The 16,974-nt window shown below is 58.7% G+C and carries 17 protein-coding genes; 13 read left to right on the top strand and 4 right to left on the bottom strand.

Features of this window, described 5'->3' with window-relative positions:
- Window positions 1–26: 26 nt before the first annotated feature.
- The 9 genes from ACZRJ6_RS02030 to ACZRJ6_RS01990 all read left to right on the top strand — a co-directional run bounded on the left by ACZRJ6_RS02030 (window position 27) and on the right by ACZRJ6_RS01990 (window position 10,199).
- Window positions 27–1,025: an NAD-dependent epimerase/dehydratase family protein gene (locus tag ACZRJ6_RS02030; RefSeq protein ID WP_133099518.1), complete on the top strand. Its 999-nt coding sequence runs from the start codon at window positions 27–29 to the stop codon at window positions 1,023–1,025.
- Window positions 1,026–1,144: 119 nt separating this feature from the next.
- A complete protein-coding gene (locus ACZRJ6_RS02025) occupies window positions 1,145–1,990 on the top strand; it encodes an ATPase (RefSeq protein WP_463966875.1) in 846 nt (281 codons plus the stop codon).
- 177 nt (window positions 1,991–2,167) lie between these two features.
- A complete protein-coding gene (locus ACZRJ6_RS02020; protein ID WP_463966874.1) occupies window positions 2,168–3,427 on the top strand; it encodes a D-mannose isomerase in 1,260 nt (419 codons plus the stop codon).
- Window positions 3,428–3,532: 105 nt separating this feature from the next.
- Window positions 3,533–4,819: an ABC transporter substrate-binding protein gene (locus tag ACZRJ6_RS02015; protein ID WP_149413781.1), complete on the top strand. Its 1,287-nt coding sequence runs from the start codon at window positions 3,533–3,535 to the stop codon at window positions 4,817–4,819.
- 75 nt (window positions 4,820–4,894) lie between these two features.
- Window positions 4,895–5,803, top strand: a complete 909-nt coding sequence (locus ACZRJ6_RS02010; protein ID WP_463966873.1) for a carbohydrate ABC transporter permease — start codon at window positions 4,895–4,897, stop codon at window positions 5,801–5,803.
- Entirely contained in the window at window positions 5,796–6,641 is an 846-nt protein-coding gene (locus tag ACZRJ6_RS02005) for a carbohydrate ABC transporter permease (protein WP_133099513.1), read from the top strand. Before ACZRJ6_RS02010 ends, ACZRJ6_RS02005 begins: the two co-directional genes overlap by 8 nt.
- Window positions 6,642–6,643: 2 nt before the next feature.
- Window positions 6,644–7,804 carry an ABC transporter ATP-binding protein gene (locus tag ACZRJ6_RS02000; RefSeq protein ID WP_463966872.1) on the top strand — a complete coding sequence of 387 codons (1,161 nt, stop codon included), beginning with the start codon at window positions 6,644–6,646 and terminating at the stop codon, window positions 7,802–7,804.
- Window positions 7,805–7,901: 97 nt separating this feature from the next.
- On the top strand, window positions 7,902–9,251 hold the full coding sequence (locus ACZRJ6_RS01995) for a carbohydrate porin (protein ID WP_463966871.1): 1,350 nt from the start codon (window positions 7,902–7,904) through the stop codon (window positions 9,249–9,251).
- Between the two features lie 102 nt (window positions 9,252–9,353).
- Entirely contained in the window at window positions 9,354–10,199 is an 846-nt protein-coding gene (locus ACZRJ6_RS01990) for a D-hexose-6-phosphate mutarotase (RefSeq protein ID WP_463966870.1), read from the top strand.
- Between the two features lie 80 nt (window positions 10,200–10,279).
- Here the strand turns inward: ACZRJ6_RS01990 and ACZRJ6_RS01985 are convergent, their stop codons facing one another.
- The gene (locus ACZRJ6_RS01985) at window positions 10,280–11,140 is read right to left on the bottom strand and encodes a MurR/RpiR family transcriptional regulator (RefSeq protein WP_178114508.1); all 861 of its coding nucleotides are present in this window, start codon (window positions 11,138–11,140) and stop codon (window positions 10,280–10,282) included.
- Between the two features lie 219 nt (window positions 11,141–11,359).
- On the opposite strand from ACZRJ6_RS01985, the gene zwf reads away from it, so the two are divergent.
- Genes zwf through ACZRJ6_RS01970 form a run of 3 tightly spaced genes read left to right on the top strand, consistent with a single transcriptional unit; the run spans window position 11,360 to window position 14,209 of the window.
- Entirely contained in the window at window positions 11,360–12,826 is a 1,467-nt protein-coding gene (zwf, locus tag ACZRJ6_RS01980) for a glucose-6-phosphate dehydrogenase (protein WP_463966869.1), read from the top strand.
- Window positions 12,813–13,526 carry a 6-phosphogluconolactonase gene (gene pgl, locus ACZRJ6_RS01975; RefSeq protein WP_463966868.1) on the top strand — a complete coding sequence of 238 codons (714 nt, stop codon included), beginning with the start codon at window positions 12,813–12,815 and terminating at the stop codon, window positions 13,524–13,526. Before zwf ends, pgl begins: the two co-directional genes overlap by 14 nt.
- Before the next feature lie 17 nt (window positions 13,527–13,543).
- On the top strand, window positions 13,544–14,209 hold the full coding sequence (locus tag ACZRJ6_RS01970) for a bifunctional 4-hydroxy-2-oxoglutarate aldolase/2-dehydro-3-deoxy-phosphogluconate aldolase (RefSeq protein ID WP_149413788.1): 666 nt from the start codon (window positions 13,544–13,546) through the stop codon (window positions 14,207–14,209).
- An 87-nt stretch (window positions 14,210–14,296) separates the two neighbouring features.
- On the opposite strand, the gene ACZRJ6_RS01965 is transcribed toward ACZRJ6_RS01970, so the two are convergent.
- Together ACZRJ6_RS01965 and ACZRJ6_RS01960 are read right to left on the bottom strand one after the other, a co-directional pair.
- Window positions 14,297–15,487, bottom strand: coding sequence for an aminotransferase class V-fold PLP-dependent enzyme (locus ACZRJ6_RS01965; protein WP_463966867.1), 1,191 nt, complete (start codon window positions 15,485–15,487; stop codon window positions 14,297–14,299).
- Window positions 15,488–15,499: 12 nt separating this feature from the next.
- Complete coding sequence (locus tag ACZRJ6_RS01960; protein WP_463966866.1) at window positions 15,500–15,736, bottom strand: DUF3820 family protein; 237 nt, start codon at window positions 15,734–15,736, stop codon at window positions 15,500–15,502.
- A gap of 203 nt (window positions 15,737–15,939) precedes the next feature.
- On the opposite strand from ACZRJ6_RS01960, the gene ACZRJ6_RS01955 reads away from it, so the two are divergent.
- On the top strand, window positions 15,940–16,407 hold the full coding sequence (locus tag ACZRJ6_RS01955) for a ferritin-like domain-containing protein (RefSeq protein WP_463966865.1): 468 nt from the start codon (window positions 15,940–15,942) through the stop codon (window positions 16,405–16,407).
- A gap of 60 nt (window positions 16,408–16,467) precedes the next feature.
- Here ACZRJ6_RS01955 and ACZRJ6_RS01950 read toward each other — a convergent pair whose 3' ends face one another.
- Window positions 16,468–16,938, bottom strand: coding sequence for a MaoC family dehydratase (locus tag ACZRJ6_RS01950; RefSeq protein ID WP_463966864.1), 471 nt, complete (start codon window positions 16,936–16,938; stop codon window positions 16,468–16,470).
- Between the last annotated feature and the right edge of the window lie 36 nt (window positions 16,939–16,974).

Raw genomic sequence — 16,974 nt, 5'->3', positions numbered from 1 at the left:
AAAAACCAAAGAATGCGGAGTAATACATGAAAATTCTGGTCACCGGCGCAAGCGGCTTCATCGGCGGGCGCTTTGCGCGTTTCGCCCTGGAGCAGGGCCTGGACGTGCGGGTCAACGGGCGCCGGGCCGAAGGTGTCGAGCACTTGGTAAGGCGCGGCGCCGAGTTTATCCAGGGTGACTTGAATGATCCGGACCTGGTGCGCGACCTGTGCCACGATGTCGAAGCTGTGGTCCATTGCGCTGGCGCCGTAGGGCTTTGGGGGCGTTACCAGGACTTTCACCAGGGCAACGTGCTGGTCACCGAAAACGTTGTTGAAGCCTGCCTCAAGCAGCGGGTCGGGCGCTTGGTGCATTTGTCGTCGCCGTCGATCTATTTTGATGGCCGCGATCACCTGGGGCTGACCGAAGAACAAGTGCCCAAACGCTTCAAGCATCCTTATGCAGCCACCAAGTACCTGGCTGAGCAAAAGGTATTCGGCGCCCAGGAGTTCGGCCTCGAAGTGCTGGCCCTGCGCCCGCGCTTTGTCACGGGCGCCGGCGATATGAGCATCTTCCCGCGCCTGTTGAAAATGCAGCGCAAAAATCGTCTGGCGATCGTCGGTGATGGCTTGAACAAGGTCGACTTCACTAGTGTGCACAACCTCAACGAAGCGCTGCTCAGCAGTTTGCTCGCCACGGGCTCTGCGTTGGGCAAGGCTTACAACATCAGTAACGGCGCGCCGGTGCCGGTGTGGGATGTGGTCAACTACGTGATGCGGCAAATGGAACTGCCTCAGGTCACCCGTTACCGTTCCTACGGTTTGTCCTACAGCGTTGCGGCGCTCAACGAGGCGTTTTGCGCGATGTGGCCGGGGCGCCCGGAGCCTGCCCTGTCACGGTTGGGGATGCAGGTGATGAACAAGGATTTCACCCTCGACATCAGCCGCGCCCAGCATTACCTCGACTACCAGCCCAAGGTCAGCCTGTGGACCGCTCTCGATGAGTTTTGCAGTTGGTGGAAGGCTCAGGATGCGGCCTTCAAATAACCGGCAATACACCGGGAGCCGAATTTCGGGTTCATGGCCGATCAACGCGACGTGCAAGGGGTTTATACTCCCGCCGCTGGGCTTTCCATGTGGCTACCTCAAGGGTTTAAGGTTGATTCATGCGTAACGATGCTAACGACGACTTCGACAACGTGCCGAGCCTTCGCGCCGACAGTGCGGACGACGATGATTTTGTGCCGACCCCGGCCACTTCCGTACGCTCCCGAACCGCACCGGTGGTCAAGGTCAAGAGTGCGAGCACCGGCCCGCTGTGGGCATTGGTTGGTGCGCTGTTGTTCGCCTTCGCCGGTCTTGCCTGGTGGAGCTTCCAGCAGATTTCCCTGATGGGGCAGCAGTTGGTGGCGACCCAGGAAAGCTTCGCGCGCATTAGCGAAGAGGCGGCAGGGCGCCTGCAGGACATTTCCGGCAAGGTGGTGGCCAGTGAGGCCAGCGTCAATAACGGCAGCGAAGCGCTGAAGATGCAGATCAAGCAGCTTGAAAGCCAATTGCTGGAGCAGGGCAAGCAGCAACAAGGCGTGGCCGGCCAGGCTACCGACCTGGACAAGCGCCTGGCGCAGATGACTGCCAGCACCACTGAGCTGGCGACTGCCAATGTGCAATTGCAAGCCCAGGCCAAAGCCCTGGCGGCTGAACTGGCGACGCTTAAAGCCGCTCAAGTTGAAGCGGGCAAGGTGAATGCCGAGGTCAAGGAACTGAGCACCGATGTAGCGTCCTTGAAGAAACAGGGCAATCCAACGGTAGCCATCGCCCGTCTGGAGCAGGATCTACTGGTACTCAAGAGCGAGCAGGACAACCGTCCGGCTGCTTCCGAGGGTCCTACCAACAAAGAATTCGATGTGTTCCGCATCCAGACCACCCGCAATATCACCACCTTGCAGAGCCAGGTGCAGAACCTGCAACAGCAACTCAACGCGCCAGCCAAGGTCACGCCGCTCGGGCAATGACCTCCTGAATGAGTGGGCTTGTTGTGGCGAGGGGGCCTGCCACAACAAGCCCTCATCACAAGTGATCTGTTCGATTCATGTCACCAGCCAGTGACATTTCCAGCCCCCTTCGTTACTTGCCCCCGCCCACCCTTTGTTTAGACTCCTGTCATCCCACAAAAACAAAAAGGGCCAATCATGACCATGCAACCGCTGCCTTCCAGCAGTTGGCTGAACGCACCCGCCCATCACGCCTGGCTCTCCGCCGAAGGCCAGCGCCTGCTGTCGTTCGCCAAGGCCTCCAAACTCCCTGACGGTTTCGGCAACCTCGACGACCAAGGTCGCCTGCCCACCAATGCCCGCGCGGAAACCATGAACACCGCCCGCATGACCCACAGCTTCGCCATGGCCCATGCCATGGGGCTGCCGGGTTACGCCGATCTGGTGGAACACGGCGTCGCAAGCCTCAGCGGCCCGCTGCGGGATGCTGAATATGGCGGCTGGTTCGCGACCCCAGGCGCCTGCGACGGCAACACCGGCAAGGCTGCCTACCTGCATGCCTTTGTCGCCCTGGCGGCCAGCTCTGCCGTGGTAGCCGGCGCACCCGGTGCGCAAACCTTGCTCAACGACGCCATCCATATCATCGACCAGTATTTCTGGAGCGAGGAGGAGGGCGCGATGCTCGAATCCTTCTCGCAGGACTGGAGCGGCGTAGAAGCCTATCGCGGTGCCAACAGCAACATGCACGCCACCGAGGCCTTCCTTGCCCTGGCCGATGTCACGGGTGACAAGCGTTGGCTGGATCGGGCGCTGCGCATCGTCGAGCGTGTTATCCACAACCACGCTGGCACCAATCAATTCATGGTGATCGAACACTTCGACCGCCACTGGCAACCGTTGCGCGGTTACAACGAAGACAACCCGGCTGACGGCTTTCGTCCCTACGGCATCACCCCTGGCCATGGCTTTGAGTGGGCGCGGCTGGTACTGCATCTGGAAGCGGCGCGCGAGCAAGCCGGGCTGGTTACACCCGACTGGCTGCTGGCCGACGCCAAGGGTTTGTTCGCCAGCGCCTGCGAATACGGCTGGGCCGTGGATGGCGCGCCCGGCATCGTCTACACCCTCGACTGGGAGCAACGCCCGGTGGTGCGCGAGCGTTTGCACTGGACCCACGCCGAAGCCAGCGCCGCCGCACAGGTCTTGCTCAAACGCACCGGCGAGCTGCATTACGAAGCCTGGTATCGGCGGTTCTGGGAGTTCTGTGAAACCCGCTTTATCGACCGCATCCATGGCAGTTGGCACCATGAACTGAACCCGAAAAACCTGCCGAGCAGCAAGATCTGGGGCGGCAAGCCGGACCTGTACCATGCCTGGCAAGCGGTGCTGCTGCCCGGCCTCCCCTTATCCCCGAGCATGGCCAGCGCTCTGGGCACGGGCGCCCATGTAACCAGCTGGTGACATTCGAGCGTCCCTTTGTTACCTGCAAGTCAAAAATCCCTGTTTAGAATCCCATGCAGCGCAAGCACCAGACTTGCATGCATAACAACAAGAAAAGGTACTCAGATGAACGCGATTAATCGCCTCGCCGTCGCTATTTCCATTGCCTCGTTGTTTCCCCTCACTGCTCTTGCCGCCGACTCGAAAGGGACGGTTGAAGTTGTGCATTGGTGGACCTCCGGCGGTGAGAAAGCGGCGGTAGATGTCCTGAAGGCCCAAGTCGAGAAAGACGGCTTCACCTGGAAAGACGGCGCCGTCGCAGGTGGCGGTGGTGCCACAGCCATGACCGTGCTGAAAAGCCGTGCGGTCGCTGGCAACCCGCCAGGTGTTGCCCAGATCAAAGGCCCGGACATCCAGGAATGGGCGTCTACCGGGCTGCTCGACACCGACGTCCTGAAGGACGTTGCCAAGGAAGAGAAGTGGGACAGCCTGCTCGACAAGAAAGTCTCCGATACCGTGAAGTACGAAGGTGAATACGTCGCCGTGCCGGTGAACATTCACCGCGTCAACTGGCTGTGGATCAACCCTGAAGTCTTCAAAAAAGCCGGTATCGAAAAAAATCCTACCACCCTCCAGGAATTCTACGCAGCCGGCGACAAGCTCAAGGCGGCGGGTTTCATCGCGCTCGCTCACGGCGGCCAGCCTTGGCAGGACAGCACCGTTTTCGAAGCCGTAGTGCTTTCGGTCATGGGTGTAGACGGCTACAAGAAAGCCCTGGTCGATCTGGATAACGCCACCCTGACCGGTCCTGAAATGGTCAAGGCGCTGACAGAACTGAAGAAAGTCGCGACCTACATGGACGCCGATGGCAAGGGCCAGGACTGGAACCTGGAAGCGGCCAAGGTCATCAACGGCAAGGCCGGTATGCAGATCATGGGTGACTGGGCCAAGAGCGAGTGGACAGCGGCCAAGAAAGTCGCCGGCAAGGACTACGAATGCGTAGCCTTCCCTGGCACCGAAAAAGCCTTCACCTACAACATCGACTCCCTGGCGGTGTTCAAGCAGAAAGACAAGGGCACTGCGGCGGGTCAGCAGGACATCGCCAAGGTCGTCCTGGGTGAGAACTTCCAGAAAGTCTTCAGCATCAACAAGGGCTCGATCCCGGTTCGTAACGACATGCTGAGCGACATGGGCAAGTACGGTTTTGACTCCTGCGCCCAGACTGCGGCCAAGGATTTCCTGGTGGATGCCAAGTCTGGCGGCCTGCAACCAAGCATGGCGCACAACATGGCGACCACGCTGGCCGTACAGGGCGCGTTCTTTGACGTGGTGACCAACTTCATCAACGACCCGAAGGCCGACCCTGCGCAAACCGCCAAGCAACTGGGCTCAGCGATCAAGTCTGCCAAGTAAACCCCTATGGGAGCGGCGCACCGCCGCTCCCACAAGGAATGCCTTTGTAATTTTCCCCTTGCGCGGATTTTCCCCATGAGTTCTGTTGCTGTGTTCAGCAAAGCCTCGCCGTTCGATGCACTGCAGCGCTGGCTACCCAAACTGGTGCTGGCGCCCAGCATGTTCATCGTTCTGGTGGGCTTTTATGGCTATATCCTGTGGACGTTCCTTCTGTCGTTCACTAACTCGACTTTCCTGCCGTCCTACAAATGGGTAGGCCTGGCGCAATACGCACGGTTGTTCGACAACGACCGCTGGTGGGTGGCGAGCAAGAACCTCGCGGTTTTCGGAGGGATGTTCATCGGCATCACCCTGGTAATCGGCGTGCTGCTGGCGGTGTTCCTCGACCAGCGCATCCGCCGCGAAGGTTTTATCCGCACCATTTACCTGTACCCGATGGCGCTCTCGATGATCGTCACCGGTACCGCCTGGAAATGGCTACTCAACCCAGGCATGGGCCTGGACAAACTGTTGCGTGACTGGGGCTGGGAAGGCTTTCGCCTGGACTGGCTGATCGACCCTGATCGTGTGGTGTATTGCCTGGTGATTGCCGCAGTGTGGCAAGCCTCGGGCTTTATCATGGCGATGTTCCTGGCTGGCCTGCGCGGTGTCGATCAATCGATCATTCGTGCCGCCCAGATCGATGGCGCGAGCATGCCGCACATCTACTGGAAAGTGGTGCTGCCCAGCCTGCGTCCGGTGTTCTTCAGCGCAGTGATGATTCTGGCGCACATCGCCATCAAGAGTTTCGACCTGGTGGCGGCGATGACTGCCGGTGGTCCGGGCTACTCGTCCGACCTGCCCGCCATGTTCATGTATTCCTTCACCTTCAGTCGCGGTCAGATGGGCATGGGTTCGGCCAGTGCGATTCTGATGCTCGGTGCGATTCTCGCAATCATCGTGCCTTACCTGTACTCCGAGCTGAGGACCAAGCGCAATGACTAGTCTCGCCCACAAATCCTCCATCAGCCTGAGTCGCATCGCGATCTACGCGGTGCTGATCCTCGCCGTGCTGCTGTATCTGGTGCCGCTGGTGGTCATGCTGTTGACCAGCTTCAAGACGCCGGAAGACATCAGTACCGGCAACCTGCTGAGCTGGCCGACGGTGGTCAGCGGCATCGGCTGGGTCAAGGCCTGGGCCACAGTTGACGGCTACTTCTGGAACTCGATCAAGATCACCGTCCCGGCGGTGCTGATCTCCACCGCCATCGGTGCGCTGAACGGCTATGTGCTGTCGATGTGGCGTTTTCGTGGTTCGCAGTTGTTCTTCGGCCTGTTGCTGTTCGGTTGCTTCCTGCCGTTCCAGACCGTACTGCTGCCGGCCTCGTTCACCCTGGGCAAAATGGGCCTGGCCAACACCACCGCTGGCCTGGTGTTCGTACACGTGGTTTACGGCCTGGCGTTCACCACGCTGTTCTTCCGTAACTACTACGTCAGCATTCCCGATGTACTGGTGAAGGCGGCACGTTTGGATGGCGCAGGATTTTTCACGATCTTTCGCCTGATCATTTTGCCGATGTCGACTCCGATCATCATGGTCTGCCTGATCTGGCAGTTCACTCAGATCTGGAACGACTTTCTCTTCGGCGTGGTGTTCTCCAGTGGCGACTCGCAGCCCATCACGGTGGCGCTCAATAACCTGGTCAACACCAGTACTGGGGCCAAGGAATACAACGTTGATATGGCAGCGGCGATGATCGCCGGGCTGCCGACCCTGTTGGTCTATGTGATCGCAGGCAAGTATTTCGTGCGCGGGCTGACGGCCGGCGCAGTCAAGGGGTAATCATGGCAACGCTCGAACTTCGCAATGTAAACAAGACTTACGGCGCCGGCCTGCCCGACACCCTGAAGAACATCGAACTGTCGATCAAGGAAGGTGAGTTCCTGATTCTTGTTGGACCTTCGGGTTGCGGCAAGTCGACGCTGATGAACTGCATCGCCGGCCTGGAAAATATTACCGGCGGCGCGATCATGATTGGCGACCAGGACGTCAGCGGCATGAGCCCCAAGGATCGCGACATCGCCATGGTGTTCCAGTCCTACGCGCTGTACCCGACCATGAGCGTGCGCGAGAACATCGAATTCGGTCTGAAAATTCGCAAGATGCCGCAGTTGGCCATCGACGAGGAAGTCGCGCGGGTCGCCAAGCTGCTGCAGATCGAGCACTTGCTCAATCGCAAGCCGGGCCAGTTGTCCGGTGGTCAGCAACAGCGTGTGGCCATGGGCCGCGCGCTGGCCCGTCGGCCGAAGATCTACCTGTTCGACGAACCGCTGTCCAACCTCGACGCCAAGCTGCGGGTCGAGATGCGCACCGAAATGAAACTGATGCACCAGCGTCTGAAAACTACCACCGTCTACGTCACCCACGATCAGATCGAGGCGATGACCCTGGGCGACAAAGTGGCGGTGATGAAGGACGGCATCATTCAGCAGTTCGGCACGCCGAAACAGATCTACAACGATCCGGCCAACCTGTTCGTCGCCAGCTTTATCGGTTCGCCGCCGATGAACTTCATTCCACTGCGTTTGCAACGCAAGGATGGCCGCCTGATGGCGCTGCTGGACAGCGGCCAGGCGCGTTGTGAATTGCCGATGAGCATGAGCGACGCCGGCCTTGAAGACCGTGAGGTCATTCTGGGCCTTCGTCCGGAGCAGATCGTGCTGGCGTCCGGCGAGTCGGCGGGCATGCCGACCATTCGTGCCGAGGTACAAGTGACCGAGCCGACCGGTCCGGACACGCTGGTCTTTGTCACGCTCAATGACAGCAAGGTCTGCTGCCGCCTGGCGCCCGATGTGGCGCCACAGGTGGGCGAGACCCTGACCCTGCAGTTCGACCCGGCCAAGGTGTTGCTGTTCGACGCCAAGACTGGCGAGCGCCTGGGTACTGTCGCGTCGTTGCCCGCACAGGATCGTGCCGACAACGTCGCCCAGTTCAAGGGACGTTAAGAGCACCGCAAGGACAGATAACTCATTGTTTTAGATAAAAAATGTAAACCGCGTTAGATAAAAACAGTTTAATAACAATAAAGACGAGGATGTACGGATGAAAAAGAAACACATCAATGCCCGGCTGATCTGCCAATTGTCGGGTGTGGCAGCACTGGTCTTGTCTGCTAATGCGATGGCGGACGATGCGTTTAGCGCTGATTCCAAGTGGATGACGGGCGATTGGGGTGGTGAGCGGACCAAGCTGATCGAGCAAGGTATCGACATCAAGATGGACTACGTCGGTGAAGTAGGTGCCAACCTCAAGGGCGGCTACAACGACGACAAGACTGCACGTTACTCCGACCAGTACGGCCTGGGCGTGGCGTTGGACCTGGAAAAACTGGTCGGCTGGGATAACACCCAGGCCAAGATCCAGGTCACTCACCGTAACGGTCGCAACATCTCCAACGACCGTATCGGCGACCCGCGTGCCGGCACCTTCAGTTCTTCCCAGGAAGTCTGGGGTCGTGGGCAGATGACCCGTCTGACCCAGTTGTGGGTCCAACACCAGTTCCTCGACGGTAAACTGGACGTCAAGGCCGGTTACTTCGGCGAAGGCGAAGACTTCAATACCTTCCCGTGCGAATTCCAGAACCTGGCGTTCTGCGGTTCCCAGGTGGGTAACTGGGTCGGCAGCATCTGGTACAACTGGCCGGTCAGCCAGGCGGCGATCCGCGTGAAGTACCACCTCACGCCTGAGTTCTACGCGCAAATCGGTGCGTACAACCAGAACCCATCGCAACTGGAAAGCGGCAACGGCTTCAAGCTCAGCGGCAGCGGCACCAAAGGCACCATCATCCCGGTCGAACTGGTGTGGTCGCCGAAGGTTAACAACCTGCCGGGCGAATACCGTGTCGGTTACTACAAGAGCACCGCCGAGGCCAATGACGTCTATGAAGGCGCCAACGGTGCTCCGCAAAGCCCGAACAACAAGGATTACGCGACCCACAGCAGCAAGCACGGCTACTGGTTCGTGGCCCAACAGCAACTCACCACCCACAACGGTGACGCGTCGCGCGGCCTGAACATCGCCGCCAACGCTACGTTCCATGACAAGGACACCAACACTGTCGACAACTACCAGTCGGTGATGCTGGTGTACAAAGGCGCGTTCGATTCCCGTCCGAAGGATGATATGGGTATTGGTATTGCGCGTATCCACGTGAACGACGATGTTGCGAAGAACGCCAAGTTGGCTAACGCTGTCAACGGTATCGATGACTACGACAACATGGGCTACCGGCCGATTCTCAGCACTGAATACAACGCTGAAATCAACTACGGTTTTCACGTCACCAATTGGCTGACCGTGCGTCCTAACCTGCAATACGTTGTGCACCCAGGTGGCGTGGATAAAGTCGACAACGCCTTGGTCGCCGGCCTGAAAATTCAGTCGGTGTTCTAACGCTGTTGCGATAAGCTCCTCCTCTCTGTGCGCATTTTGCGGATAGCTTTGGCTATCCGTTTTTTTTGGGACGCGTTGTGATGATTTTCAGGACCGTGGCACATGCATGAGCATCCGCTGCAACGCTTTTTCACATGCCTGCGCGAACGTCCGGTGTTTGCGTGGGAGCGCTTTCAGATGCGCGAGGTGCTGGTGATCGACCACCCGCTGTGCCAAGCGGTGTTCAGTCGCCAGGGCGCACAATTGCTGCACTTTCAGCCCAAGGGCCAGAAACCCTGGCTGTGGTGCGCGGCCAAGTGGCCGCAAGTGGGCGCGATCCGTGGTGGCGTGCCGGTGTGTTGGCCGTGGTATGGCCGTCACCCCAGCGAAAACGCTTGGCCGTCCCATGGCTGGGCACGATTGATCGACTGGAAACTACTGGACAGCAGCACCGACGACGATGGCGTGCGTTTGCACTGGCAATTGCAGTTGTGCGATTGGCAGGTCGACCTGCATGCGCACCTTGGGGAGAGCCTGGAATTACGCTTGGGTACCGAGCATCAGGATGAACTGCCCTGCCAACTGAGCCATGCTTTGCACGCCTATTGGCGGATTGGCAACGTCGGTGAGGTAGCGCTGTCTGGGCTCGAAGGCGCGCAGGGTTATGATCAACTAAACCGCCAGACGTGCCAGCAGGAAGGTGAGCTGCGGGTCGATGGCGGCTGCCAGCGGGTGTTCCAACATGACGGCGAATTGCACCTCAAGGACCATGCCTGGCAGCGGGAACTGTGCATCGATACCGGCGACAGCGCCGACACGGTGGTGTGGCATCCGGGCAGTCGTCCGTTGTTGGGGGTGAGTTTTAACGAGGCGGCGGGGTTTGTCTGCGTTGAGTCGGCGATGGCCGGTGCCAGCCTGGCGCCGGGGGAGAGGGCGCATTTGAGTTTGCAGGCGCGGGCGGGGGTCTAGTCCAGAATCTGCAGTGTTGCTGATGCCGTCATCGCGGGCTTGCCCGCGATGACGGCCCGTACTGTCGATAAAGATTTGGCCTAGTTGAACTCATCCCCAACCGGATACCGGCTGGCATTCAAACTCTCTTTGATCTTGCGCAAATGCGGCTGGAAATCCACGCCGCGGCGCAAGGTCATGCCGGTGGCCAGCACATCCAGCACCGTCAATTGGATGATCCGCGAAGTCATCGGCATATAGATGTCGGTGTCTTCCGGCAGCGGAATGTTCAGGCTCAGGGTGCTGGCCTTGGCCAGTGGTGAGTTTTCGGCAGTCAGGCCCAGCACCGAAGCGCCGTTTTCCCGTGCAATGCGTGCCACTTCCACCAGTTCGCGGGTGCGGCCGGTGTAGGAAATGATCACGAACAACTCCCCGGTGTGGGCCACCGAGGCGAGCATCCGTTGCATCAGCACATCGGCATGGGCCGTCACCGCCAGGTTGAAGCGGAAAAACTTGTGCAGGGCATCCATGGCCACGGGCGCTGAAGCACCGAGGCCGAAGAAGTGAATCTGCCGGGCCTGGATCAGCAGGTCCACGGCTTTGCTTATCAGGTTCGGGTCCAGGGCCTGGCAGGCGCTGTCCAGGGACGCGATGGCGCTGCCAAAGATCTTCTGGGTGTAGGCCTCGGGGTTATCATCGGGCTCCACGGCGCGGCTGACATACGCGGCGCCACTGGCCAAACTTTGTGCCAGCTGCAATTTAAGTTCAGGGTAACCACTGACGCCGAACGAGCGGCAAAAGCGGTTGACCGTCGGTTCGCTGACCGAAGCAGCCTGGGCGAGGGCGGCGATAGAGAAGCGGGTCGCCTGCTGTGGGTTGAGCAGGATGACCTCGGCGACTTTACGTTCAGCCTTGTTCAATTCTTCGAGGCGTTTCTGGATCTGTTCCAGGAGATTTCGCACGCGGTCCATTCAGTGTTTCCTTAGGGCGACGATGCAAATAAGAGTCGTCAACCAATCGACGAGCGGCCCTTTGCGGTGGCCTATCCTACTGAGGGTAGTTGAACACCACCACTTACAATCAGTAATTCGGGAAAATGTTGTGGTTATTACTACATTTTTCCTTGAGTGATGCCTTAAAAAAAGGTATTTGTAGCTTAACTTGATAAAAGAACAAACATCATGCCTTCGATAACCGTAGAACCCTGCACCTTTGCCCTGTTTGGCGCTTTGGGTGATCTGGCGCTGCGCAAGTTGTTTCCTGCCCTCTATCAACTTGATGGCGCCGGGCTCCTGCACGACGATACTCGCATCCTGGCCTTGGCCCGTGAAGCCGGTTCCGAGCAACAGCACCTGGCCTACATCGAGAAAGAATTACGTAAATATGTGGGTCAGGAACTGGACGAAAGTATCGTTCAACGCTTCCTGGCACGCCTGACTTACCTGCACGTCGACTTCATGAAGGTTGACGACTACGTCGCCCTGGCCGAAAAAGCCGGTCACGAGCAGCGTCTGATTGCCTACTTTGCTACCCCGGCGGCGGTGTACGGCGCGATCTGCGAAAACCTGTCCAAGGTTGGCCTTTCGGAAAACACTCGCGTGGTGATGGAAAAACCCATCGGCTCGGACCTGGATTCGTCCCGCAAGGTCAACGACGCCGTCGCGCAGTTTTTTCCGGAAAATCGCACCTACCGTATCGACCACTACCTGGGCAAAGAGACCGTCCAAAACCTCATTGCCCTGCGCTTTGCCAACAGCCTGTTCGAAACCCAGTGGAACCAGAACTACATCTCCCACGTGGAGATCACCGTGGCCGAGAAGGTCGGTATCGAAGGTCGCTGGGGTTATTTCGACAAGGCCGGGCAACTGCGGGACATGATCCAGAACCACCTGCTGCAACTGCTCTGCCTGATTGCCATGGACCCGCCGGCTGACCTGTCCGCCGACAGCATCCGTGACGAGAAAGTCAAAGTGCTCAAGGCTCTGGCGCCTATCAGCCCAGATGGTCTGACCACCCAGGTGGTGCGTGGCCAGTACATCGCCGGCTACAGCGCCGGCAAGCCGGTGCCGGGTTATCTGGAAGAAGAGAATTCAAACACCCAGAGCGACACCGAAACCTTCGTCGCCCTGCGTGCCGATATTCGTAACTGGCGTTGGGCCGGGGTGCCGTTCTACTTGCGTACCGGCAAGCGCATGCCGCAGAAGCTGTCGCAGATCGTTATCCACTTCAAGGAACCGTCCCACTACATCTTCGCCCCCGAGCAGCGCCTGCAGATCAGCAACAAGTTGATCATCCGCCTGCAACCGGACGAAGGGATCTCCTTACGCGTGATGACTAAAGAGCAGGGCCTGGACAAGGGCATGCAACTGCGCAGCGGGCCGTTGCAACTGAATTTTTCCGACACCTATCGCAGCGCGCGGATTCCCGATGCCTACGAGCGGTTGTTGCTGGAAGTGATGCGCGGCAATCAGAACCTGTTTGTCCGTAAAGATGAAATCGAAGCTGCGTGGAAGTGGTGTGACCAGTTGATCGCCGGCTGGAAAAAGTCCGGTGACGCGCCCAAGCCGTATGCGGCGGGTTCCTGGGGGCCGATGAGCTCCATTGCACTGATTACGCGGGATGGGAGGTCGTGGTATGGCGATATCTGAATTGAAACTGCCTCAGGGCGTTAGCGCCCATGAGTACCGCAGCCCGGTGCTGCTTGCCGAGGGCTTGGCCAATGATGTGGCCGAACAACTGCGCGCGGCCATCAGTGCCCGTGGCGAGGCGACCCTGGTGGTTTCCGGTGGCCGCAGCCCGGTGGCGTTTTTCCAGAACCTGGCCAAGCAAGGCCTCGACTGGTCCAAGGTGGTTATTACCCTGGCCGACGAGCGCTGGGTGCCGGTGGAACATGCCGACAGCAACGCCGGCCTGTTGAAGAAATATTTGCTGCAAGGCCCGGCGGCCCAGGCCAAGTTTCTGAGCCTGTACAGTGTCGCGGCTAACCTGGAGGCCGCCGCCGAGCAGGCTGATCGCCAGTTGGCAGAGCTGCCTGGGATTGATGTGCTGGTGCTGGGCATGGGTGATGACGGTCACACCGCGTCGCTGTTCCCCAACAGCCCGAACCTGACCGAAGCATTGAAAGTGGACGGCACGCGCCGTTGCTGGCCGATGCTGGCGCCTACCGTGCCTCACCAACGCCTGACCATGAGTCGCGCGTTGCTGGCCACTGCCAAGTACACCGTGTTGTCGATTTCCGGCAATTCGAAATTGACCACCCTGAGCGAAGCGCTGGCCAGTGACGATGTCGCTGCCATGCCGGTTCGCGCGTTTTTGCAACCTACTTTAGAGATTTACTGGTGCCCATAAGCCAAGGATCAGCCGCGATGAAAAGCCCTCAACCCACCGTTTCCATGGCGGACAAAGTTGCCCTGATCGACAGCCTCTGCGCCAAGGCGCGGATCTTGCCGGTGATCACCATTGCCCGCGAACAGGACATTCTGCCGTTGGCCGATGCCCTGGCGGCCGGTGGCTTGACCGCATTGGAAGTGACCCTGCGTTCGCAGTTTGGCCTCAAGGCCATCCAGGTGCTGCGCGAGCAGCGCCCGGAGTTGATGACCGGTGCTGGCACCGTGCTGGATCGCTCCATGCTGGCGGCGGCTGAAGCTGCCGGTTCGCAGTTTATCGTTACCCCTGGCATTACCCGTGACCTTCTGGAGGCTTCAGTCGACAGCCCGATTCCGCTGTTGCCAGGCATCAGTAACGCCTCCGGCATCATGGAAGGTTACGGCCTGGGTTATCGCCGCTTCAAGCTGTTCCCGGCGGAAGTGAGCGGTGGCGTCGCCGCCATCAAGGCCCTTGGCGGCCCGTTCGGAGAAGTGAAATTTTGCCCGACTGGCGGCGTAGGCCCGGCCAATATCAAGAGCTACATGGCGTTGAAAAACGTGATGTGCGTGGGCGGTAGCTGGATGCTTGACCCCGAGTGGATCAAGAACGGCGACTGGGCCCGCATTCAGGAATGCACCGCCGAGGCCTTGGCGCTGCTGGACTGATTGGATTTACCGAATCGTTGTTGCTGTGTTCTACGGTTTTTTGCGGTGCACTTGGTCGGTGCGCCGCTTTTTTTTGTCTGGTGAAAATCACGGGCAACGGCTCAACTCGGTAATCGCCTTAACCAGAACACCGATGTCCACTGCCGAAGTCACAAACCCCGGTGTCACTCGAATACAACTGCCAAATGCGGCCCCGCTGCGGGTTGTGGTGAACAGGTTGTACTCATTCAAGAGCCGATCCACCATCACCTGCTGATCCACCTGCCCGGTGAACTTGAACGCCGTGATGCCGCAATACAGCCGTGGATCATCCGGCGTCAGCACCTCAACCCCCGGCAATGGCCGCACCTCACGCACCCATAAATCCCGCAGGTAGTTGAGGCGGGCGCCCTTGGCCTTGGCACCACCCAATGCTCGATGCTCTTCGAATACCAGTGGCAAGGTCATCAGCGCTGGAATATTCGGCGTGCTGTAGGGCGTGCGGGCGCGTACATCGGTGGTCGGGTAGTGAAACTCGCCCATGTCTGGATCAATGTCCGCCAACCGCTGCGGGTCGATATAGATAAAACCCAGGGTCAACGGCGCGCCGATCCATTTGTGCAGATTGAAGCCTGCAAAGGCTATGCCCAGCTGTGCCAGGTTGAATTCGATCTGGCCCAGGGCGTGGGCGCCGTCGAGGATGACATCAACGCCGTGTTCCCTGGCGGCTGTGGCAATCGCTTCGACCGGCATCACCAGCCCGGTGCGGTGGGTGACATAGGTTAGGGCCAGCAATTTTAGGCGTGGGTAGCGTGCAAAGGCATCGCGGTAGGTCTGCACCAGGCTATCGAAGCTGGCCGGATGCGCGTGGGCAATCTCGACCACTTCCACCCCACGATGGCGCGCCAGCCAGCGCATGGCGCCTTTGACGGTGTCGTATTCCAGGTCGCTGATCAGCACCTGGTCGCCAGGCTGCAAGCGGTTGTAATTGCGGATCAGCGATTGCAACGCATCGGAGGCGCAGCGGGTGAGGGCGATGGCTTCGGGATCAGCGCCCAACAAGTGCGCCAACTGGTCACGAACCTCGACGTTTTCGCCCTGCTCGTAATGTTGGCGCACATAGATCGAATTGCTGCGATTGATGAAGGCAACATTGTCTTGGTACTGGTCAAGTACCGCACGGCTCATGCGCCCGAAGTAACCGTTTTCCAGGTTGATGGGGCCGGGCTCCAGGTCATAGCGCAGAGCGATGGCCTGCCAGTGAAGTTCGTCACGGGTGCTGTCTGCGTTCCGTTGCATGGTCGGACTCCTTTAATGACGAGGCTCGGGCTTGCCGTGTTTGGCGCGTAGCGGCTCCAGCAATTCGGACAGGCCGTTGTGGTCGATTTCCTGCATCAGCGCCAGCAAACCGCCCAGCTCACCGTGAGGGAAACCTTCACGGGCGAACCAATTCAGATATTGGCCAGGCAAGTCGGCGATGATTCGGCCCTTGTACTTGCCGAAGGGCATTTGGCGGGTGATCAGCAGTTCGAGTTTTTCGGGATTCATGGGGCTTCAGGCAATCAGGTCGATACCTTGGAAAATACAGGCATTCTGCATGGAGGCCAAATGACAGATCATGCAAATAAAGCGGATACAGTTTTTTGATAATCTGTAAGCATATGAAAAGTAACGATTAATTTGTTTTTGGAAACTGGCACGGGCACTGCAGTCATTAAGACAAGCTTCTTAACCTGGGAAGGAATTGAAAAATGACTGACATCAACAAAGAATCGATCTCCGTTCTCAATGATCTGATCGAAACCAGCAAAGACGGCCAGGAAGGCTTCAAGACCTGTGCCGAAGACATCAAGCATCCAGAACTCAAGGCGCTGTTTGTAACGCGCTCCAGCGATTGCGCTACCGCGGCTACTGAATTGCAGACTGCCGTGCGTGCCTTGGGTGGTGATCCGCAAGACTCCGGTAGCGTCAGCGGTGCCTTGCATCGCGGCTGGGTCGACGTGAAGTCTCTGGTGACCGGCAAGGATGAAGAGGCCGTGTTGAACGAAGCCGAGCGCGGTGAAGACCATGCACTGAAGGCCTATAAAGAGGCCATCGAGAAAATCAACAAACATAACTTGCTGGGCATTCGTGATCTGGTTGAACGGCAGTTCCATGGCGTGCAACGCAATCACGATCAGGTAAAAGTCCTGCGTAACCAGGCGCGCGCTCAGTCTTGAGTCGTGTTTGAGTGATAAAAAAACCCCGCAAATGCGGGGTTTTTCATGGGTGGGCGATAATCAGCCGATGCTGATTGCCGGCAACTGAGTCAATGTCACCGTCTGCTGCTTGCGCGGCGCGAGGATCTCCGCTTCGCCATCCACTACCAACTCATCCCTTTGGTTAAACACCTGGGTTGCAATGCGCACCCGGAACTTGGGCAGCTTTTCGAGAATTTCCAGACGCACGGTCAGGGTGTCGCCGATTTTCACCGGCTTCTGGAAGGTCATTTGCTGCCCGATATAGATAGTGCCGGGACCAGGCAACTCACATGCCACCGCCGCGCTGATCAGAGCACCGCTGAACATGCCGTGGGCGATACGCTCCTTGAATAGGGTTGCCTTGGCAAATTCGGCGTCCAGGTGCACCGGGTTGTGGTCGCCAGACATCGCCGCGAACAGCTGGATATCGCGCTCTTCAACGGTTTTGCTGTAGCTGGCGGTCTGGCCGACTTCGAGAGCTTCGTACGGAGTGTTGGTAACCTGGGTCATCTATTGGTGCATCCTGTGGCTAATCAGTAATCTTAA

The sequence above is a fragment of the Pseudomonas sp. C321 genome (assembly GCF_055407105.1).
This window is presented reverse-complemented; position numbering and strand designations above follow the sequence as displayed.